Origin of the sequence: Marinobacter segnicrescens (assembly GCF_900111555.1) — a bacterium.
GTDB lineage: Bacteria > Pseudomonadota > Gammaproteobacteria > Pseudomonadales > Oleiphilaceae > Marinobacter > Marinobacter segnicrescens.
On sequence record NZ_FOHZ01000033.1, the window covers coordinates 2583 to 24315 of the forward strand.

16 protein-coding genes are annotated in these 21733 nt (G+C 55.2%); 3 read left to right on the top strand and 13 right to left on the bottom strand.

Features of this window, described 5'->3' with window-relative positions; genetic code table 11:
* Positions 1-80, bottom strand: an 80-nt coding sequence (locus tag BM036_RS20570) for a transposase (protein ID WP_425434111.1), incomplete at its 3' end; no start/stop codon positions are given.
* Positions 81-352: 272 nt separating this feature from the next.
* Between BM036_RS20570 and BM036_RS17750 the strand changes: the two genes are divergently transcribed.
* On the top strand, positions 353-802 hold the full coding sequence (locus BM036_RS17750; RefSeq protein WP_218144840.1) for an HNH endonuclease: 450 nt from the start codon (positions 353-355) through the stop codon (positions 800-802).
* Between the two features lie 199 nt (positions 803-1001).
* Here BM036_RS17750 and BM036_RS17755 read toward each other — a convergent pair whose 3' ends face one another.
* The 6 genes from BM036_RS17755 to BM036_RS17785 form a co-directional block, all read right to left on the bottom strand.
* Entirely contained in the window at positions 1002-1496 is a 495-nt protein-coding gene (locus tag BM036_RS17755) for a hypothetical protein (protein WP_091854793.1), read from the bottom strand.
* A complete protein-coding gene (locus BM036_RS17760; RefSeq protein ID WP_091854795.1) occupies positions 1493-5005 on the bottom strand; it encodes a tetratricopeptide repeat protein in 3513 nt (1170 codons plus the stop codon). The genes BM036_RS17755 and BM036_RS17760 overlap by 4 nt, the downstream gene beginning before the upstream one ends.
* Before the next feature lie 434 nt (positions 5006-5439).
* Positions 5440-8109 (bottom strand): hypothetical protein, encoded by a 2670-nt coding sequence (locus BM036_RS17770; protein WP_091854799.1) that lies wholly within the window; start codon positions 8107-8109, stop codon positions 5440-5442.
* 187 nt (positions 8110-8296) lie between these two features.
* A complete protein-coding gene (locus tag BM036_RS17775; RefSeq protein ID WP_091854801.1) occupies positions 8297-8551 on the bottom strand; it encodes a hypothetical protein in 255 nt (84 codons plus the stop codon).
* A 44-nt stretch (positions 8552-8595) separates the two neighbouring features.
* Positions 8596-8853, bottom strand: coding sequence for a helix-turn-helix transcriptional regulator (locus BM036_RS17780; RefSeq protein ID WP_091854803.1), 258 nt, complete (start codon positions 8851-8853; stop codon positions 8596-8598).
* Between the two features lie 332 nt (positions 8854-9185).
* Positions 9186-10406: a tyrosine-type recombinase/integrase gene (locus tag BM036_RS17785; protein ID WP_091854805.1), complete on the bottom strand. Its 1221-nt coding sequence runs from the start codon at positions 10404-10406 to the stop codon at positions 9186-9188.
* A gap of 84 nt (positions 10407-10490) precedes the next feature.
* Between BM036_RS17785 and BM036_RS17790 the strand changes: the two genes are divergently transcribed.
* Together BM036_RS17790 and BM036_RS17795 are read left to right on the top strand one after the other, a co-directional pair.
* Positions 10491-12020, top strand: coding sequence for a hypothetical protein (locus tag BM036_RS17790; protein ID WP_091854807.1), 1530 nt, complete (start codon positions 10491-10493; stop codon positions 12018-12020).
* A 259-nt stretch (positions 12021-12279) separates the two neighbouring features.
* The gene (locus BM036_RS17795; RefSeq protein ID WP_143066647.1) at positions 12280-12597 is read left to right on the top strand and encodes a hypothetical protein; all 318 of its coding nucleotides are present in this window, start codon (positions 12280-12282) and stop codon (positions 12595-12597) included.
* 48 nt (positions 12598-12645) lie between these two features.
* Here BM036_RS17795 and BM036_RS17800 read toward each other — a convergent pair whose 3' ends face one another.
* From BM036_RS17800 to BM036_RS17825, 6 genes are all read right to left on the bottom strand, one after another.
* Complete coding sequence (locus BM036_RS17800; RefSeq protein ID WP_091854812.1) at positions 12646-13845, bottom strand: ImmA/IrrE family metallo-endopeptidase; 1200 nt, start codon at positions 13843-13845, stop codon at positions 12646-12648.
* 12 nt (positions 13846-13857) lie between these two features.
* Positions 13858-14142, bottom strand: coding sequence for a type II toxin-antitoxin system HigB family toxin (locus BM036_RS17805; RefSeq protein ID WP_091854814.1), 285 nt, complete (start codon positions 14140-14142; stop codon positions 13858-13860).
* Positions 14143-14263: 121 nt separating this feature from the next.
* Positions 14264-16009, bottom strand: coding sequence for a restriction endonuclease subunit S (locus BM036_RS17810; protein ID WP_091854816.1), 1746 nt, complete (start codon positions 16007-16009; stop codon positions 14264-14266).
* The gene (locus BM036_RS17815; RefSeq protein ID WP_091854818.1) at positions 16006-17502 is read right to left on the bottom strand and encodes a type I restriction-modification system subunit M; all 1497 of its coding nucleotides are present in this window, start codon (positions 17500-17502) and stop codon (positions 16006-16008) included. The genes BM036_RS17810 and BM036_RS17815 overlap by 4 nt, the downstream gene beginning before the upstream one ends.
* Before the next feature lie 50 nt (positions 17503-17552).
* Positions 17553-19985, bottom strand: coding sequence for an EcoAI/FtnUII family type I restriction enzme subunit R (gene hsdR / locus BM036_RS17820; protein ID WP_091854820.1), 2433 nt, complete (start codon positions 19983-19985; stop codon positions 17553-17555).
* A gap of 1471 nt (positions 19986-21456) precedes the next feature.
* On the bottom strand, positions 21457-21733 hold a 277-nt coding region (locus BM036_RS17825; protein WP_177186099.1), incomplete at its 5' end, for a transposase.

The following is a 21733-nucleotide window of genomic DNA, read 5'->3' on the forward strand; positions in this document are numbered from 1 at the left end:
CACAGCTCTTTGACCGGCAGGCCAGCCTCGGCTTCCTTCAGAATGGGAATGATCTGTTCTTCGGTGAATCGCTTCTTCATGTTCATCGTCCTCTCTGGTGATGAACATTACTAAGATCAGAATGGATTAGAAAGTTGGGGGCAGGTCACTCGATCTTTATTTTTCTTGTGAATGTCGTGTCCCCTCTAAAAATGACGACCGAATTGTTGAGCTATCTGAAACTTTGCGGAAACATCCTTTTCATCAACAGTCTTCTGAAAACCCTACGTTCCGGAATACTGACGGTGTTGTTTTCAAACTAATGAACCTCAGGGCTGTACATACCGGTAGGGGCCTTACCAACGTTTCTACGATGGATAAAGAAATCTGGGGGGAGTTCGGCAGGTATCCTGACCAGGTCAAAGTCACCGCCCGAAAGATCCGAGAGCTTATTTTGGATCCACCAGAGCCGGCTGATGATGACCCGGAAGATGAATTTCCGGAGGGTCGCCTTCTAACTCGGAAACATCGGACGCGGGAAAGAAACCGGAATATTCGCAAAAAGCTTTTAAAAGTCCGCCGTGAGAAAGGGCCACTCCACTGCGAAATTTGCGGTTTCAAGCCGTCAGTCACGGATGAAAAGCTGGAAGATGCCTTTTTCGAAGCGCATCACGTTGTTCCCCTATCTCAATCTGATGCCTCACCTACTAAGCTCAAGGACATGGCTTTGCTCTGTGCCAACTGCCATCGTTTGATACACCGGGCCATCAGCATCGAAAAGCGTTGGTTTAGCATCTCGGACGTCAAAACCATGTTGCTCTAGGGCTTTGCTATTGTCGATAGTTTCAGGGAACGGAATAGAGTATGTGCGGCCGATTCAACATCGGTGACGATCCCTTAGTCCAGAGTGAACATCCCTGTTTGAATTACACCGCTGATTAGAGTTTTCCGCCTGTTGGTGTGCAGAATCATTGAACCACTACAGGCAGACCCGGCTTGGCGACTGAAATTCTTACAGCGGGTTATGAGTCGTCGTCCCTTCTCATTTTGAATATAGCCGTTAAACCGGACAAGGATGGCGGATAGTATTCCTCCACCTTCTCGGTTTTCGTGCCATCGGCATGGTAAACCGTCGTGGTTGTGCGCTTTCGATTGCCTGTTACTACTAGATACATCCCGTACATCGCTACCATCGCCAGCAAGCCTGCCTCAATTACAGGGAGTTTCTGCTTCGCAGCGCCAATTGCACTCTCTACTCGACTCACCTCGTCAGGTTGATCCCAAGCCCAGGCCAATAGAGCATAAGAGGCTTGATCGAGCGCGACAGGATCGCGGGCTAGAAGGTCGAGGCCAGCATCGACGGCGGTGGGATTTTCGGTCGCGGTGTATAGCGCTTCGCGCATCTCAGTAGTGGTTGGGTCGTCGCACCGCTCAGAAAGGTAGTAGCGCGCCGCCTGCGCTAGGTCGTGACCACTGACATTTTTCTCTGTAATGAAATCTTCGAACTTCTGGGTCATCGCCAATCTCCTTCAATACACAAGGTCCAGGCTAACCAGCGAGGCTCTCGCACATTGGCTTCACGACATGCAGTCCATACCGCCGCCGCCAGAGTCATACCCCCAAGATGCCGCCGCAATGCTTCGTCAAGGGTGGGGAGGACGGCGGTGGCTACTGCATCCCAACGTGGTGCAACTAGAGACAGAGTGCCTGCTTTGTTCAAGCCCGCTAGTAAGCTCACTCGCTCGCCTACGCCGACGATATGAGCAAGACCAGTGGAACATGCGGCACTGAAAATTATACGCGAGGAAGCGTCCAGGTGACGGCCATCGCGCCAACCGAATCGATGTTGCTGAGCAACCGCGCTTGCTGCGGTAAGTGGGTCGGCAGAGGGCAGCGCACCCTCGTGGGCGAGCATCAAATCGACTTCGAAGCCGAAGAGCGAAACGCGGCCGTGGCAAAGTAGTTTGCACACGTCAGCTTGGGCGAGTAGTTCGATCAGCCCCTGGCGGTCACACTCTTTACCCTCGCGAGTGAACAGCTCAAGACCAAGCTGCTCAATAAGAGTCTTGGAGTGGGCAAGAGATTGCTGAAAGGAATTTAGAACCTCGTCAGATTCTCCATAAACCGGCACTATCCCCACTCCCAGACTTGTCTTCGCAGGTTTGGTTTTCACACTGGGTAATGCGAGAAGAGAAGCCCAGCCGCCAGCGTACGAACAGGACCAGTACGGTGCTGCTGCTACATGCCAAGGTAGACCGACGAATCGCTCGTGCTCGAAGATCACTAAGTGGTCACCTTCCTTAAGATGGGGAGTCAACTCACGCGATAGCCACGCCTCTAGTTCGCGCCATTGAGGAATATCGAAGGGGTCGCCCGGACGCTCACGGTGCCAAGCACGAAGTGACGTATCCATTTTCTCCGCGAGCCAAGCCAGGTCCGTTTCTGGATACTCAAGTATTTGCGCATATACTTCCCCTGCCGAGTCAATCACCGTGACGAAGCAAGCAATTCTGCCTCGACCGGCTATCCACTCTAGAACGCCTACACGTCCACTGAGGGGCGCCAGTGCGGCGAGCACTTCATTGCTGATGCCATCCTCCAACATGGTCAACTCGAGAGAAGATAGATTACCCTGAAGGTATCTTTGTGATCGACTGACTAGATTGCGGCGAATCTCTGCAATCAAGCGTATGTCATTAAAAGTCTCAGCCTTGTCCCATGCAATCGACGCGATTTCGTCCAATCCTCGTCGGATGATCGGCTCTAGGCCCATTGCCACCGCTGCAACATCGGTTGCTTGGCCAGCATGGGACGCGATTGTTTCGGGCAGTTTTAGTAGCCACTCATGCGCCAAGTCATTGTCGTTATTGAGATAGGCGTAGCGCGCTAGACGAATAACCTCAATTGGAGACAACGACTGGTTATACTCTCTGCAGATTTGGGCGATTCTCCCCCATATACTCACGGCCATCTGGCGATCACCCGACAGCTCCGTAAACCCAGCTATTAAGCGGAGAGCACCAAGCCAGTCTGGGATGTTGCCTTCCTCTTGCGCAAATTTTGCAGTTCGTAAAAGAGCGGCCTTGAGTGCCGTCCGGTTGAAAGCCCGTTTCGGCATGTCCTTGATGTTAGAGTGTATTGTTAACCAAGCAGAGGCAGCAGGAAATAGTATGGTTGGATCTGCTTCGATTTGGGGGTCAAGCTCGGTCAAATGGTCAATGGCATCATCGTAACGATCGTCGAATACCAGCGATAAAGCCAGCTTGACGCGTGAGGCGAGGGCCCGATCAGAAAACGGCCCTACTGCAAGCTTTAAGCTTCTTTCATAGCATTTAACCATATCGGCCGTGCGACCCATCATATGGTAGGCGATGGCTAAGGAATCCAGAACGCCAATGCGAAGGCTGCCCTCTACAGTCGCCTGTGACAAAAGGCCCTCCAGTTCGATTACGGATAGATCAGGAGCCCCGGTTTCCCTCAGTAGGATTGCATAGTTGAGGCATGCAACACAGTAGTCGGACTTATTCCTTTCGTCGTGCATGATCTCCAGCACGGCTTTTATCATTGCTAACGCTTCATCGAAGCGCCCGAGCATGCGCAGCGCATTTGAGCGCTCTGTCCATAGCGGAGCCTTGTGTGGTGGTGAGAGCGAGAATTCCCATTCCTGCACGGTGTCACTGATGCGTTCAAGAAAGCGCTTGGGGGCCCGCAGTGTTTTCAATGTACTGCCCAGCCAGGCGTACACCTTTGCGCGCACCTCGGGTGAATTAGGCACCAAAGCGATGGCTTCCTCAGCCAGCCATTCTAACTCGTCAATGCTGCGGGCATTGGTCAAGCCTTTTGTGGTTTGTGCAAGCATGGTGCCCAGCCACTCTGGCTTAGCGCCCAGGTCGAGAGCGGCGCGAAGAATTTTGGCGATGTCGGCGGCGTTCTGTGGTTTTGCGGCCCTTAGATAGGTCGTATTTGCCAGATCTGTCAAAATCTGAGGGTAGCCAAGTTTGGCGACGATTTCGGCTAGTGCGTCGAGAATCTCGTCCGGTGGCACTTTGCCGGCCACAATATTGGCTACTGCCTGTCCTGCATCCTGATAACCGACCGTAGCCCTTGCCCGCTCCTCGGAGAGGATAAGGGGGCTCACGAACTCGTGATCGGTGTCGGTCCCAAGGCGAAGTGTCATTTCCGCCTTGAAGAAGAGCATGGTCCAGCTGCCGCTCGACGGATTGTCCGTTTCCGCGAGGGCGCAAATGCTCGCGCGGAGTGCTTCTAAGCAGTATTCTGCTGGAAATGACAGCGACAACTCGCTCTGCTCAATCTGCGCCAGCATTTCCAGAGCGTATTCGGCCGCACCCGGCAATACGGCAGCTTCATAGAAACGCCGGGCTAGTTGATCGTCGAGATTGGGGGCTGTGGGGCCGGACCCTAGCCTGGAGTACCAAAGCGCAATCCAAGAGCTTGCCTGGCATCGCGCGAGATTATCGATTGACGCTTCCCCAGTGAGTTGGCGGCCATCAACACGGCAATGAATATGGATGCCGGACTGGGGAACATTGAGTGCGACCCTTACGGCGGCAAAGTGGCGGGCATCGATCTGGACAAGGGACTTTATTCTAGCTTCTTCGGGCTCTTTCAGGGCGTCGATTAGATGGTCAATGTTGCTGCGGAGGTGATTCCGCACTAGGTCGCGTAAAGCGTCCATATCAGGAAGGGGCTGAGGTTCCAGATTTAGGCTTAGCGTTTTGCTAGAAGCTCGAATATCTTCAATCACGTCCTCCTGATAGGGGAATGCCAGCGTACCGACGACGAAAAAACATGTTAGCGGACATTCTGCAATAAATATTACTGTCGGCCTGACGCCCGTAAGTCTGTGGCATGCATCGCACTCGAAGTCATCTAACCCACCGATGAATAGGGCCTGCAACAAGCCGACATCAAACTCAGAAACGGGGGTGAAAATGCCTTGCCCACTTAACGCTTCGCTCGCGTGACCGCAATGCGGACACTTACCTGAATCATCGAGCCCTGACATTTGGTCCCCCTAATGTTCATGGCCCGCGTTGGCTTCCCGGCCGTCTGAGAGTCACCGTAGGCAGCAATTCAAGACAGTAGCAATTTAGTCTAGCCGGGCACCGACAGACTTCAAATGAATTTACCAGCTGGCAAACGGACCCCCCCTCGATTTACAGACGCCAACGAAACCAATGCTACTGAAGCAGTTGCCCGGGGCAAGGGCGGTCAAGCTCGATGTTACTGCCTACTCACCAGAGTCTCCCTTTATGGGACGCTGGGAGTACTCGGCTGAGGCAGAGTCGGTGCAAGGCTGCCTAGTCAGGAATGGCGTCTATGGCGTGACACACTCGGTACTGCCCAGAGTGATAAAAGCCCCACTGGCCAAGGGCGGCCAGCGGGGCTAAGGCTAGGTGCGCATGCGCACGCGGGTATCGTGTTTACGGCGAGCGGGGGCTATCCGTTGACTGCGTTACCGGATCGGAGAGCCTCAATCCGGTCAACCTGATCAGGATCGAAGAACGACAGGTACTCGAAGGTAGGGAACTGCGTCAGAAGCCGCTCCAGAAGAGCGACCGTTTTCGGGATCACCGGCACGGCACCCACAATCAGTTTGGCGCGCTTGGCACTGCCAATCTGGCTCTGCTTGACGGGGTATCCCAGCCGGGCCAGGAATTTGCCGAAGGCGGTATAGGTCAAGCTCTTGGTTACGCCCAGGGCCTCCTGGGTGAAAACCCGAAGGAACAACCGAACCATCAGTTCATCGGCTCGCTCACCTTGCTTGATGCGCAGTGTGGACAATTTCCGAGCAGTGGATTGCATCTGGGCGTACTCTTCGAAGCCGTACCAGTCGTCCAAGGACTTCATGACGTTATTCCCACGCCAGTTGTCCATGGACAGGCGATGTTCAATGCCGATGGCTGCCGTCGCATGGGGTACGCTATCAAGAGCGATGTGCTCACGTCCCGCGACGGCCACCATACGAGGATTAACCGGCATGCGCTTGAGATCGGGTTCCAGGTTCAGGCGGCGCTCGCTGGTTTCCATCACCATATCCTGGTTCCGCAGCATCTGTTTCCTGGACGACGTCAGGGTGGACTGCTTGATTCGCTGACCCGGTACACGATCGAGATAGAGGTCGAGCATGTACTTGTGTTGGTCGGCTACGTCCCGGGGGATTTGCACGCCAGCCTTGGCGATGACCGGTTCGTAGCCTGGCTCTTCGGCACCGGTCAGTTGTCCTCGGGTCTTCATGGCAATCACCTGCTTGACCTTGTGCTTGCACTCCAGGACCTCACCGCCGTCCGGGTCAATGCCATGGTAGAGCTCACGGAAGCGTTGACAGACGGGGCCGGTAAGATCGATCTCGGACAGGTGTGCGTCCGTCAGGAAGCCATCGGTCGTGACGCTGACCACCGTCTTGTCCGCTGGCACCCCGTTGAGCATCTCCGACATCAGGGCGCGGGCGAATCCGGTGACATGGGCGGCCAAATACGGGTTGGTGATATCGGAAGGCTTAATAGGGCTACTGATGCCATTGCTTACGTCGAAGGCTGTCTTGTCCCGCAGACCCTGGCCCAGCTTCCCGTACAAGCTGTTGCCGATTTCCTTCCAGAGGCGCTCCTCGAAGCTCTTGGCCGGAAAATCTTGGCGAGCGCTGCGGACCTGTTTCATAAAAGGCTTGAAGATCGATCTCGACGCTTCCCGCCAGGGAACCACGAAACCCTGCAATATCTGGATATCACAGCCCATATCCAGGGCGACGCGGATCTCAGGGGCAGTGCAGTAGGACTCGCCGGCAAGCGGATAGAACAGGCCATAGCGCTCTGTACGAACCGGCAAGGACGGAAACCGCGTGTTTGCTGGAAAGGAGAACCGGACCCGAGCCAGGCCCAACACATCACCCATAAAATCCGCAAGGTCCTGGGTCATTCGAAAGCTCTCGTAGTTCAGCGGACGGCAAGCGGACAAGATCACTGTGTAGCACGAGGGGGCGTCATAGTCGTACCAGTCGCCGATCTCCGTCGGACCGGTCAGAAAACACTCGTTTCGCCCGCCGTGGTAACACTCGGTCGCGAATGACTCCAGAATGCGACGCGGAGAATCCGGAACCCAGCCTTTGACGGTCCGGGGGGTGCCATTACCCTTCGGCCACACCTGCTTGACCTTCGGGACATAGCCGAAAAGCTTACGAGGATCGCGTCCTGCCTTCCTCAAACCCTTAATGAATGTGCGGGTGGCCATGCCACCGATCGTGAAGGGCAACCCGGACAGGTCTAGTTCGTCCTCAACGAACGTGATCGTCCGTTGCATGTGCAGGAAGGATATCTCCGCGTCTGCGATGGCATAGGCACGAAACTGCTCCGGTTGTTCACTCTGGAACTCGGCCATACGCGCGATGCTGTAGGGAGCCGGAATGGACAGCTTTTGCTTTCCCACCAGCGCCCCGACCGCGTCAAGGCCCTGGCCGGCAGGCGCATGGAGCATTGAGTCGTAGAAGGCGATGTCGACGTGTCGCCGCTTCTGATTCTTGTCATAGACGTTGACGTCGTATTTGCTGAGCCGCTTCGTACTCTCCTCATCGATATCAATGCCGTAGGTGTCCTCCAGGCTGGCGACGGATTTCCGGACGCCCTGGACCTTTGTCTTAATGTCCGTGAAGAAGTCGGACAGTGTGGTGATGTCCGCTCGAAGAAAGTGCGCGCAAACGATGAGTTCCTCGGGCCAACCGTCCAATACCTTCTCCTCAAGCCCTTGTTGGACCGCTGTCCGGACCAGCTTCTTCAGGGAGACTCGTCCCTCTTTCTGCTTGCTGGCGGTCTCGATGATTCCGCTGCAGTAATTTTCAGAATCGGTTCCGATGGTATAGCTGTAGCAAAGGACCTGGTTGTCCTCCCCATTCGGAGCGCGTTGGTACTCGGTATCGAAGGCCAGGACGGGCGCGCTCAGGGATTGGAAGCGCCGTTTCTTGGGGCTTTGTTGCTCGTCCGGGGATGCGGTAACAACGTTTTGAGGTTTGAACGACTCGGCGTCGGGTACGTTGAAATCATAAGCGACCGGTTGAAAATCGCCATACTCAATAGACTGAGGGGTATTCGGAGAAAAATCCTGCTGACTGGGGTTCATAGGGTCTACCAACAACTGTGACTATGGGGGAAGGCGGGTTCACGTGGGCGTTCAGACTCGGGAGGGCCCTGGAAGGTTAGCCCCCGCTTTGGAACCGGTAGAAGGCAGTCTTGGGGCAGGGGCTGCGGTGCCTCGAATAACCTTCTACACGGCTCAAAGGGGGCAGGGCTGCTACCGAAGGGAGGTATTAGGCCTCGTAGCCCAGCTCTTCCCAGTTCATCGGCTCAACCACTTCGCCGCGCTGGGCGGCCATCACTCGTTGAGTGAGCTGCTTGGCGGCCTTGCGGCGTGTGCTCAGGTCGTCGAATTCCAACCAAGCAACGGCACGGTTATCGCCGTTGACACAGACGACACCGGTATCGGTGACCGAAACCCCAGTGATCTGGGCAGCATCAACAACACCGTAGGGCAGCTCGAGCAGAGTGAAAATAGACTTGGCCATGATGTGACTCCTTAATCAACGTAAGTTAAAGGGTGTGCCTGTCGTCAATCGAGCAGGCATTTGAGGCTCCGGACCGAGGTCTGACGGTTCCGGGTGGCCTGGCGCTGCATCAGGGTGTCTTCCCATTTAATGCAGTCTGAGAGACGGAAGCGCACGGGCGCGTTCCTGGCATTGCCGAGCTTGATCGAGGGCGGAAGGGCCTCGGGGCTGCGGGACACCAGCGTCTTCACAGTGCTGACCTTCCGGTTGTATCGGGCGGCCAGCTGTTCAATGGTCAAAAAGACGTCGTGTTCCGGTTTCATGCCTTTGCTCCTTCCTCTGTCTCAATCCAACCAGTGCAAGCTTACGAGGCCTCGGGGCCAGTTCTGCCTGAAAGTAGAATTTCAGGGTTAGTAGTTGGTACACGCTCTCGCGATGATGCCCCTTGAAGGGGTGGCGAGCCCTTGGCTCACCCTCTGGCGGGTCTCTTTCTCCTGGGAGGCAGCCCCCATTTTTTCCCGCTCTTGCCGGTAGCTCCCGAAGGAGCTCTCACTGAGTCGGATTCGGCCTCTCCGGGGAGAGGGTTATTCGCTATCCCGAACCCGTGATGCAAGGTTACTGGGCAGACCAGCGTTCCAAGCCCGAAAGTAGAATTTCAGGGGAGACAGGGGTCGAGGTGAAGCGTTTCTCCTGTACCCGACTGCCCCAGAAGGCGCGTGGTTGTCGCATTCACGGCATTCTCCAACGAGTGCTCCGTCACGAAGGCATAGCGCTTGGTGACCTCCAGCGAGGAGTGCCCGAGCAACTGGCTGCTGCTATAGAGGTTGCCGGTCGCCTCCAGCGCCGCCGTGGCATAGGTCTTTCGCAGGCTGTGGATGTTGACTGGCTCCGTCGGGAAACTCGGGCGCAGCGGATAATCACTACCGCGAGTCGCAATGCCAGCCTCGCGGCACAGGTCAATGAAGGCCTGGCGCGGGTGGGTGATATGGCCGGTGCGGCTCTTATCAGACGAAAACAGGAACTCGCTGGCGGGATCGCTCAGCGACAGGATGTGCTTGAGGACGGGAGCCACCGCCGGATCCACCGGCAGTGTCTGCGCCCGTCCTGACTTCGTCTTCCGAAAGGTGAGCCGGGAGCCGTCCGGGGCAATATCGGCCTTATACAAACCGATGATGTTGCCAATTCGGGCGCCGGTCAGAAGGGCCAGCAACAGCGCCTGGTGGGGAAGGGAGTCCCGGTATGTCCGACAGGCAGCGACGAAGGCTTCGACCTCCGGGTCGGTCAGATAGCGCTTCACGATGTTGTCCAGCTTCCGGGGCGGTACGGCCCGGGTCGGATCGAAGCTGGTCAGGTTATAGGCGATGGCGACCTTGAAGACGCCCACCACCAACACCCGCACATGGTTATAGGTGGCGTCCGAGCGAGTCTCGGAGACCTCCTTCAAGGCATTGACCACATCCAGAGAGGTGATGACCGACAAGCGTCGAGCCCCCAACGTGTTCGCGAGGAAGTCTCGATATAGCTGCTGGTACTTCGGCAGCGTCCGGAGACGCTCTCTCTGCTTGAGGGTGACGAACAACTCCTCGAAGACCTGACCGAAGGTGACCTCGGCCAGGCGCGGGTAGGCACTCTGGGTGCACTGGGTATAGCGCTCAGTGCCCAGGCGCTCGAAGTCCTTCAGGCTCAGGTAGGGGTATTCGCCCAGTACCTCACACTTTCGAAGGCCCCGGCGGTTGAGGCGAACGGCCAGCGAGACCTTGTGCTTGCGGACCAGAATCCGCAGGAAGGGCTTGCCCAGGACGCGATACTCAGCAGGCCTCGGGCCATCCAGAACTTGATCAATACTTTTCTTCTTCAACTCGATATCGACTACCATCAGAATCCCCTTGCTTGGTGGCAAGGGGTATTAAACAGGAGCGAAAACCGCTGCCGTCCTGAAAGTAGAATTCCGGGGTTAATAATGCCGAGACAGGGTCGAGTTGATAGCGCTGACGAACTGAAAGAACACGAAAAACACCTGATGAAACTGACCCTGGACCCAGGATTCGTTAATACGCTGACCGCGTTGGCCCTCGGAAAGCCGATAGCGAGGAAAATGGGACGGTCCGAATATATTCAGGTGCAGGAACCAAGACTCCCCAAGCAGTTTGCTGAGAGTGTTGCCAAAGGGCTGACAATAGATGAACTGGAGAAGCTAACACATTCAAAGTTACCCGGAACTGAAATGCTTACGGTCGAGGGGAGCTGGGTGCCAAATGAGGAAGGCGGAGACTGGCGGATAGATTACGGCCATGATTCTGAGGGCCATTCGGGCGCAAGCACGCTGTTTGAGGTCGTCGATAAGATCATGCCGCTTGATGCTCATACCGACGCTACAGGCCTTGTGCCCATTACGATTCTGCTGCCTAGGCTGATAGCAACGGATGCCGAAAAGTTGGCAGATCTGAGGATGTCATGGCAGTTCGCAAGTGTCGGTGCTTGTGAAAATTTGCTTACAGAGCAAGAAGAGCGCGACGCGCTATCGCTTCGCTTGTTCAGCCTTCTTCAGGCGATTCAGGTGGCGCACACCCGTATAGACAAAAGCCAGTATCAGGGTGGTTTTATCCAGAGCTTGCTGCAGACGCCACCCATTTCAGATGGAGTTGTGCCGCTAAGGGTCGGCACGAAGGCGGCTCCGGGGGTTAAGCAACTCGGTCAGGCGACCGATGAGATCGCAAGGCTAGACGGGGTGTTGTCGTCAGCTCGAGATCGGCTAGCGAATCTATCTTTGGGGGTCCCAGGTAGTGCCGACCAACAAAGGCGCTTACGTCTCCAAGACCGAATGAATGAACAGCAAGACCAGAAGCATGAACTTGAAGCCAAATGCGTTAATTTAAAAGAGGAGCTCAAGGACCTTCTGGCGCTGCCAACGCAAGAAAAATTTTACCCGATGATACACCCGCGTCTGTATGGACGGCTGGGGCTTAAAGCGGATGAGGATCCATACCGGTTGCTCGGATTCAAACCCATAAAAAGCTCTGCCCGCGAGTTCAAAGTGATGGATCTTTCAAAGCGCTTCACTGAGAAAAGTAATGATGTGAAGGCCTATGAGCGCGAGCTGCCCCATGTACGACAAGCCCTGCTATACCTCCTAACCATGACAGGGGGGCGCGCGATCACGTTTTACCTTCAAAAATCGGTGGAGAGAGACAGGAAAAGGGGTGGGCGCCTGTTTCAACCGACATTAATCTTGCCGAGGAATTGGTACGATCTGATGACGGCCATGAAAGGCAGTACGGAAACTCCGGTGGGGCCGCAAATGTCCGACGACAGCTATACCAGTAAAGGGATGAGAGAGGACTTCGAGGCGGCACTCCGGCGGGGTTATAAAAAAAAGCAGGATGAGGTTCTACGGGGGTATATCGACTTCGATGAGGTTCCTGATGATCGGACAGAGACTTTCCTCAAATCGGAGCACATCGACGGCCTGAAAAATGAGAGCAAGGCCTAAGGCCCTCTGAGATGCCAGGTTTGCCTAACGCATATCTATGCCCCTACCAGCTTAGTCAAAGGGGCGGCAAGATACTGATGTGGCGAGATAATTTTATGAGTCCGGAGCAGTGCTCTTCGGGAAAATGGCTGTTCAGCTTCAGGACAGGGTACCTCTTCGCCAACAGCCGGTGAGGGTTGACAGATGCGCGACTTCCGGAGTTTTCCCGGAAGTCGCACGTCGAACAGTTGGTTAAATGGTAACCAAAGAGACCCTCGTAATGGCCGTTATGACCAACCATGATCGGATCAAAGAAGTGCTTCGCAGGCAACAGGCGACAGAAGCCCCTTTGAACATCGAGTGGCTCCAGCTAGCCACCCAGCTACCAGGGCGGACGCTCCACCTGGCCTTGGCATTGGCGGTGGAGTCGTACCGGCGCCAGACCGCCACCGTCTCGTTGAAGGCCAGGGAGCTGGAATCCTATGGTGTGAAGCCGGATGCTGCTTCAGTCGGGCTCGATCGCTTGGTTCAGGCGGGCCTGGTGTTCGCTGATCGCCACCAGGGTCGCCCGGCACAGATCACCATCAACGTTCTATAAGCCCACTGACAGACTGAAGCGGGGTCACTATCTCTAATACCTGCGGCGCTAGCAGTCGACTTCCAGGCTTACCTTTTCCCGAAAAGCGCTACCGAACATCTTGTGATTCCCGGTGTCGTGGCGGATTCTGCCCGCGATAATGGTGGGAGCAATATTGAGCTCATTCGCTAGCCGACGGACGGCAACCGCTTCGGAGATCGCGTGATAATGAATGCCTTCGGGTAGCAATGCATTCTGTGCAAGGGCATCGGCCTGCTGTTCCTGGTCATCTTCCGTTTCCGCTTCCAGATTATCGATGAACCAGGCTTCGCTCCCGTCCAGGTGCAAGGCGACGTGAGCCAATTCATGCATGAGCGTGAACCAGAAGTTGTCGAGCCATTTATACCGTAGTGTCAGCGCTATCACCGGGCTGCCATTGGCGTCTACGCAGGCGGCACCGTCAAGGTAGGTTTTCGGCAAGTGCGGCTCAATGACGAGATGGATGCCGGATTTTTCCAGGTACTCCCGGGCCAGTTCGGGGCCTTTCTCCGACCAGGATAGCCGGGCGAGATTGCGCATCCATTCCAGATTAACCGTACCGCTCTGATACGTAGTTGGGAGTTGCTGCTCAGCCGCCCGTTGGAGGACTCGTGCCTGCCATGCCCACAGAGCGTAATGGTCACTGACCTTGTCGTTGGTGCGAAGATGCGAGGTGGTTCGAAGCATGGCGGGCTCCAGGTCAAAGCCACCCCGTACGCCAGTGAGCAATCGGGTGACCCACTCAGCAGCGTATTCCTTTAATTCTCGCAGCGAGCCTTCGAAGCCCTCGAAATAACCCCGTTTCTTCATTTCCGACAGGGGGAAGGCCTGCCAGTCGATGTCTTTCTCGCGGGCAGTTTCCTGGACCCGTTCCTGGATCAGTATGTCAGCGGGTATGCCAAGTCCCGCGTTCAACCGACGGATCATGTTGAGGCTGAGCCGCCGGGAGCCATTCAACACTTCGCTGACCTTTGAGGCTGAGCCGATATAGGGGATAAGATCTTTATTCTTCAGGCCCTGCTGGTCCATGCGAAAGCGAATCGCTTCCACAGGGTCTGGACGGTCAATGGGGAACTCGCGTTGCTCATACTGATCGATCAGCATGGCCAGGACTTCAAGTTCATCGGCCTCCCGAGAACCTTCCTGCGCGTCAGCATCCATCAGCTCCATCAGGCGTGCCAGGGCCGCCTCATGCTCTTCCGGAGTTTTGATGATTTTCAGATGGTCCATGATGCCGTTCCCTTAGAATTTCTTTTTGCTGTACTCAGCGTGTGTCCCGACCCACTCCACCACAACGATACCGTTCTGATAGCGAACCTTGACCACGAGCCGGAAGTGGTTGCCCTTAATGTTGAAGATCACCCGATTGCCGGCGAGAAAGTCCGCACTGGAATAGAGGTTCTTGATATCCTGCGGAGTCTTCCATTCGTGTTGCTTGGCCTCGGCGTACCATGCTGCCAGCGCCTTCTTGGCGGGAGCATGCTTGCGCATGAAGTCGGTGAGTTTGTCTCGTCCTAAGACCTTCATGGAGTGAGGAAGTTCCTTTTTTGGGGAATTCTACGGCATGTTCCCAGAATGGGAAAATAACGAATGGTTATAGCGGCGTCGCTTGTTAACCATAAACGAATTCGGGCCGAGCCTGCCACCATCAGCGCAGCACCCCATCCGTAACGGCTTCGGCGATCTGGCAGCGGGTTTCGCTGGCCTGGTACAGGCGTTCCTTGAGTCGATCGCAGAGGGCCATCAGTTCATCGACTTTTTGGACGATACGGTGTTGTTCCAGCAGGGGTGGAACGCTTACGGGAATGCTGGATGATCTGGAGAGGTAGAGACATGGCTGGGCACTTTGTCGTACGTTCTGCCAAATCCAGCTTTGAGTGGTCGGGGCTCGCAGGTAGATCGCGAGATAATCACCCAATACTTTAATCGGCCGTAGTAATGTAACGCTTCTGACTAAAACCATTTCCTGGGGGTGGCGAACTAGTGCAAGCCTGCCGAGCGTAGCACCAACAGAAACCATCAGAATATCACCAACTTCAGGCTTGCAGCGATTCCAGCATGCCGCAGCAACACAATGCGGAACGAAGTCAGTTTCGGCCAAGTCTATGTAGCCGTCACGAACATTTTTCGCCGTGGCTAGAGGAATTGCGAAAGGATCAGCTGTTCGCTCTGGAGTATTATGCTCGCCATCTGTTATTTGGGTGCAAATGTCATTTGTTGTGGTCCAGGCCCATGATGGGGGTACTGAGAAAAATTCACCCGCAGTTTGGGTGCTGCTGCGTTTCTTGCGCTTTAGAACGCCGGTCTCGGTAAGCCTTTTTTTCTCATCGGCAATCTCTTTAAGCAGAGCCGAACTATTCCCGTCGGAAGGTAGTTGCTCCACCAGTTGGCCCATCACCGCCAGTTGCAGGATGGTCTGCTTGAGCTTGTCGATACTCTGCTCGGTGGTGAACAGGGTGTCGAAGTGGGCGGCGAGGCGGGCCCAGTTGTCGGCCAGTTCGGTGGCGTTTTCGGATTGGGTGAGGGTGCCGAGCAGGGTGTCCACGAGGGTTTCGTGGGCTTCGAGCTGGTCGCTGGTTTGCTGTTCCAGCCGGTCGCAGAGGGCCATGAGTTCATCGACTTTTTGGACGATGCGGTGTTGTTCTTCCTCGGGTGGCAGCCCTATCACAGTCGCGATTATTTTCTCGCGTGAAATGTTTGGCTGCGCTCCGCCTGCGCCCATTGCGATGAAGCGTGACCGGTAAGCTTTCAGTAGAAGCAGCAGAAACCTATTGGAGATACCTGGCCATGGTGTGCAGGCGCACACGGCTTGATTGGTCGTGCCTGCCACTTCCAAGATGGACGCTTTACCAATGGTTGCACCGTACATGGCGATAAGCACATCGCCTGGTTGGTTCATGCGAACGGATGTTTCCTGAACGGCTAATTCAGTGATTGTTTCTTCGGATGAATCAATGAAGTCTTTGTATAACTCTCCGGACTTAAACCAGGGTATGCCGCCCCCGTAATAGTGAGAATTGCCCCTTTTGGGCGTAGCTCCGGAGCCCCAAACGCCGAGCTCATTCAGTCGGCAATAACGCCAACTAACAGGGATTGGAAATGGCTGCTCTATCTCCTGAATCTCGGGTAGTTTCTTTGGCTTTCTAATTGCTTTGGCTTTTAGCTGAGCAGACTTCTCTGACTCGATTTTTTTGAGGAGCAGGCTAACAGGCTCGTCATCCTTATCTTGAGTAACCAGTTTGCCTCTGACCGCAAGCTCCAGAATCAACTCCCTCAGCTTCTTAACCCCAGTCAGCTCAACCTTGCCATTACTCCCCCGGCCACTGCTGAGTTTCTTCGTGACCGCCCCGGTCCACAAATCCAAATGTTCGGTAATCAGCTCCCGCGCAGTCACGCCGCACCTCCACCGGTGTTCTCGTCGCTGTTGTGAGAAAGCGCATCGGCCAGGATGTCCCGCAGCTGGTGGCGGATTTCCTGGATTTCGGCCTGTTGCTGTTCGTACTTGGCCAGCAATTCGTCCGGGTCGTGGTTGATCTCTTCGCCCTGCCAGGGGTTCTTGATGTCCAGGTTGTAGTTGCGGGCCTTGATGTCGTCGATGGAGACTTTCCAGGCCTGCTCGGTTTCCTCACGGCTGGCAAAGCCATTGGCCTCGGTGCCCCACCAGTCGATTTCGGTCTGGAACTCCGAGAACTTCATGGGCCTGGTTTTGCTGTAGTTCTTGTAGCCTTCCGGGTAGGGGTGCTCGTAGTACCACACGGTTTCCGTGGGTTTGCCCTTGGTGAAGAACAGCAGGTTGGTCTTGATGCCGGTGTAGGGGTTAAACACGCCGTTGGGCAGGCGCACGATGGTGTGCAGGTTGCACTCTTCCAGCAACTTTTCCTTGAGGCGGGTTTTCATGCCCTCGCCGAACAGGAAGCCGTCTGGCAGCACCACGGCGGCGCGGCCATCGTCCCGCAGCAGGTGGATAAATAGCGTCATGAACAGGTCGGCGGTTTCCCTGGTGCGGAAGGCGCTGGGGAAGTTGGTTTCAATGCCGTCTTCTTCCATGCCGCCGAAGGGCGGGTTGGCCACGATAACGTCGACCCGTTCTTTTGGCCCCCAGCTGATGAGCGGGCGGGCCAGGGTGTTGTCGTGCTTCACTTGGTCCGGTAGCTCGATACCATGCAGAACCAGATTGGTGGTGGCCAGCAAGTGGGGCAGGGGCTTCTTCTCGACGCCGTGGACGCTCCTCTGAAGAATTTGCTCGTCCTGTGGCGTTTCCACGTAATTCTTGCGCTTGTGTTCAATGGTGCAGGTGAGGAAACCGCCTGTGCCGCAAGCAGGGTCCATCACTTTTTCGTTCAGCTTGGGGTCTACCCGGTTGACCATGAATTCGGTCACCGCTCGGGGAGTGTAGAACTCACCGGCGTTACCAGCGCTCTGAAGGTCTTTGAGGATTTGCTCGTACATGTCGCCCAGCTCATGGCGCTCGGCGGACTTGTTGAAGTTAACGCCATCCTGCAGCTTGTTGATGACCTGCCGCAGTAGCTGGCCGGACTTCATATAGTTGTAGGCATCCTCGAACACGCTGCGGATGACCACGCCCCGATAGTCGTCACCAGCTGGCTCCAGGCTCTGTAGGCCGGGAAAGAGGGTGTTGTCGATGAAGTCCTTGAGCTCTTCGCCGGTCATGCCTTCCGGGTCGGCGGCCCAGTTGCGCCAGCGAAGGTGTTCCGGGATCGGGGATCTGTAATCGTCGTAGGTAAGGTCCCACTCGTCTTCTCTGTCATCGAAGATTTTCAGGAACAGCATCCACACCAGCTGGCCTATGCGCTGGGCGTCGCCGTCTACGCCTACATCTTTACGCATGATGTCTTGGATGGACTTAATGGTGGTGCTGATAGACATACGTATTCATTTCCTGAAGTTTCAGAAAGGGTGGTAAACGGGAAACTGGATTACGAAGTTTGCCGGTACAGCTCGTCTTCCAGGTCTTTCACGGCTTCGGTGTAGCCGGGCTTGCCGCCGAAGGCGTCCACCAGCTCCATAAGCGACCCGATCTGGCTGAAGGGCGCGAGGGTGAGGATTTTAACATCCTCAATGGGTTCGATTCCGGAATCGGTGTATTTATCCAGCAGGGCATCCAGCACCTGCTTGCTGGCGCCTTCGTATTTGCTGAAGTAATCCTTTTTGCGCACTTGCTCCGCCCGCTCCTTGCGGCTCAGGGGAGGCTGGTCGTACACGATGTGGCAGATAACATCGAAGGGATCTGGCTCCTCGCCCAGCTTCTTGCTCACATCCTTTATCAGGTCTTCCCAGATCACGCCTTGCTCGGCCAGTTCATCGATGATGGCCTGCTTGCGCTCGGCCTCGTTCCAGTGCCTGAGAAAATCAGAAAGTGTGGCGTACTGCTCTTTCACTTTCTTGCGGGTGAAATCTTTAAGGCTTTCCGTGATGAGTTTGCCATCAGGCCCCAGGTACTGGACTCGTTCAGCGATAACGGTGACCTCGACATTGTCCACGACGTAACGAATCCTGCCACCACCGTTTCCACCGCCTTCTCCGGGGCCAGTGGTATCGCCTCCCGTAGGATCGTCAGTCTCCCAGTCGGATCCCGGCTCTACGTCGTAGTCTTCCGGCTCTTCGCCGCCGTCGGGCTCTGGATCTGTCGTATCAGTCACCTGCTCATCATCTGGATTGACGGGATCGTCGACGCCAGGGACATAGACCTTCACTGGATCGCCATCGAACGCCGGGTCTGCGAACAGCTCGGTGGCTTTTTTGAAGTCGAGAATGGTGAACCAGTGCTTGTTGTAGTCGTCGTTGATGCGGGTGCCGCGACCGATAATCTGCTTGAACTCGGTCATGGACTGGATGCGCTGGTCCAGCACGATGAGCTTGCAGGTTTGGGCATCCACGCCGGTTGTCATCAGCTTGCTGGTAGTGGCGATCACGGGGAATCGCTCTTCCGGGTTAATGAAGTTGTCCAGCTCGGCCTTGCCTTCCTGCTCGTCACCGGTGATGCGCATGACGTACTTGCGGTTCTCTTTTACCCGCTCGGGGTTCAGGTTTACTAGGGCCTGGCGCATGCGTTCGGCGTGGTCGATGTCTTCGCAGAAGACGATGGTTTTCTGGTAAGGGTCGGTCTGCTCGAGAAACTCGGTCACTTTCTGAGCCACTACTTCGGTGCGCTTTTCCAGAACCAACTGCCGGTCGAAGTCTTTCTGGTTGTAGATGCGGTCTTCGATCACCTCACCGCGTTTGTCGGTTTGGCCTTTGCTGGGGCGCCAGCCCTGTAAGTCGCGGTCCAGGTCGATGCGCACAACTTTGTAAGGGGCCAGGAAACCGTCTTCGATGCCCTGCTTCAGGGAGTAGGTGTAAACCGGCTCGCCGAAGTAGTCGATGTTGGAGACTTCCTTGGTTTCCTTCGGGGTGGCCGTCAGGCCCACGTGGGTGGCTGCAGAGAAATAATCCAGAATTTGGCGCCAGGCAGAATCCACGGATGCGCTTCCCCGGTGACACTCGTCGATAACCACGAGATCGAAGAAATCCGGGGAGAACTGCTTGTAGATGTTCTGCTCGTCCGCGCTTCCGGTGACGGCTTGGTAAAGCGACAGGTAGATCTCGTACGACGGGTCTACCGTTCGGTTGGTGACCTTGGTCATGGCCTGCCCGAAGGGCTTGAAGTCGTTGTTCTTGGTCTGGTCTACCAGAATGTTGCGGTCGGCCAGGAACAGGATGCGTTTCTTCTGATTGGACTTCCACAGGCGCCAGATTATCTGGAACGCGGTAAAGGTCTTACCGGTGCCGGTGGCCATCACCAGCAGTATGCGATCCTGGCCTCGCGCTACGGCTTCGACCGTGCGGTTAATGGCGACGGTCTGGTAGTAACGCGGCGTTCGACCACTTCCATCATCATAGTAGGGCTGCTCGACGGTTGGCCGAGCGGCCTGATTGATGCCTTTATACTGGCAGTAGAGCTGCCAGAGGGTTTCCGGGGACGGAAATTCGTCGAGGCTGAGAGTGGACTCTGTCTTGCCAAAGAGCCCCGTGCGGTCGTGGAACAGGAAGCCGTCGCCGTTGCTACTGAACACGAAGGGAGCATCCAGCGCATCGCTGTAGGCCAGGGCCTGCTGCATGCCGTCGCCCAAGCTGTGGTTATTATCCTTGGCTTCGATGATGGCGATGGGCATGTTCTTCTTGTAGCTGAGAACGTAATCCGCCCGGCGACGCTTGCCCCGGATATGCATACGACCACGCACGATGATGCGCCCGGCGGTGAACGACACTTCCTCCCGCACCTGGCTATGCATGTCCCAACCCGCTTGTTGCAGGGCTGGGTTAATGTACTTGGTGCAGATGTCCCGCTCTGTGAGCTTCTTCTTATCCATGCGCGCGCCGCCGTTACTTCTGATATACAACAATCCGGTTTTGCTGGGCCTTTCTGCCCAGAGTAGCCTAAATGGATAGGTTACAGAAGGTTTGCTTGGGGTTGTTCTGACCGCAGACGAATGCGTATAAGGGGAGGTGTGACCCGAAAACGGGGACCACCAACCAACACAGGTTTGGTCAGCTATGAATAGTACCCCCTACCAGCTTATTTAAAGGGAAGGCATGCCATTGATATATGAAATAATTTTCAAACAGTGCGGCAGTGAGAGGTCGGCGTTTTGCAAAGCGGTTCTGAATTCGAAGAGTCAATGACTTCGCCCTCTGGCGGGACTTGATAAGGGAGGCAGGTGCCATTAGCCAGTGAGCAGTTCCTTTATTGGGGGGTAAAGATCGCAAGTTCAACGGTCTTTTGTGACCATTCAGATGACCTTAGCTATAGGTTGCTGACGGCGTGGATGCCAGGCTTCGGTCTGGGGGAAACATTGTACAGTTCACGTTGCGGTCAAATTTGCTTGCATGGGCAAGGTTTGGCTTCCTCGCGATTAAAGAAGTCAGAGCTTGGCATGCATCAGGTTCCCTTGATGTTGATGCTGCGAACGACGAACTGGATAGGGAATACAAAGCACTTCTCTCTTGATCGTAAGGCTTTGAAAAGATAATTAATTGTGCGCAATGGCATTAATTTCTAGAAGCCCGGCATTGGGCCATAAGCGCCCTATATTCAGGCGGACTCATTCGTTCTGTACCTGAAGCTAATCTTCTGCAAGCGGAACTCTGAGAACCGCCCGATTGCCTCAGAGTTTCACAAGCTTGGCTATTCATCCGTGCTTCAACTGGATTGCTACCGGAATAATTACATGGGTTACCTGAGCGGCCATTGTTGATCGGACGCCTCTGGGAAGAACCTGCTGAGCCAGGCCCTCCAGAAATGCTATTGGATTGATTTGCACTCGGCACCATTGTGGAGCTTGGGTTATGATTTTTGGCGTCTGAGTCCCAAATCTCTACTGACTGTCGTTCCTGTCGCAGGTCGGGGCAGTCTCCTTGAACATAGGACACGGAGCCGTCAACGCCAATGCACTTTGTAATGGCAACTGCGGACGAGGAGAAAGCCAAGAACAAAGCCAGCCCTATTACTTGTCTGTACTCCAAACTCACGAAGACCTCTTTTTCTAGTCTAGGAGCAGTGTAATCCGAATCAGCTCCATCGAAACAGTGATTTTCGGCTACGCTCTGTACCGGATCACCTCAGTCGTCTCACAAAAATTGTGCTGTCCATGCCGTCCACTTTCAACTTGCATCTCCCGCCACTCGGGAAAATTACGACCTCTGGATTATAGGCGTAGCGATACCGGTATGAATATGAGGATTGCTGCCAAACTTGGCCATTGATTAACTTGAAAACTGTTTCACCATCCCAGCCCTCGAATTCACCATCGATCCTGCTAGTGTCCCGTCTGGGTAATTCGTTTATTTATCATTAATGACACTCAACTTTGCTCGCGCCACTGAAGTCATAATCGATTCTGCGCTTTTGTGCCAGCGGAAGGGCTTTGCCAGCTTCTCATTATGAGTTTGGATAAAGCGACGAATCGCCTTCTTCAGTTCGCCGACACTGGTAAAAATGCCACGGTACAAAGCACGGCGTTCCAGTTGACCAAACCAGCCCTCCACGGCATTCAGCCAGGAGGCGCTGGTTGGTGTGAAGTGAAGCTTGAACCGGGGATGTTTCTCCAGCCAGGCTTTT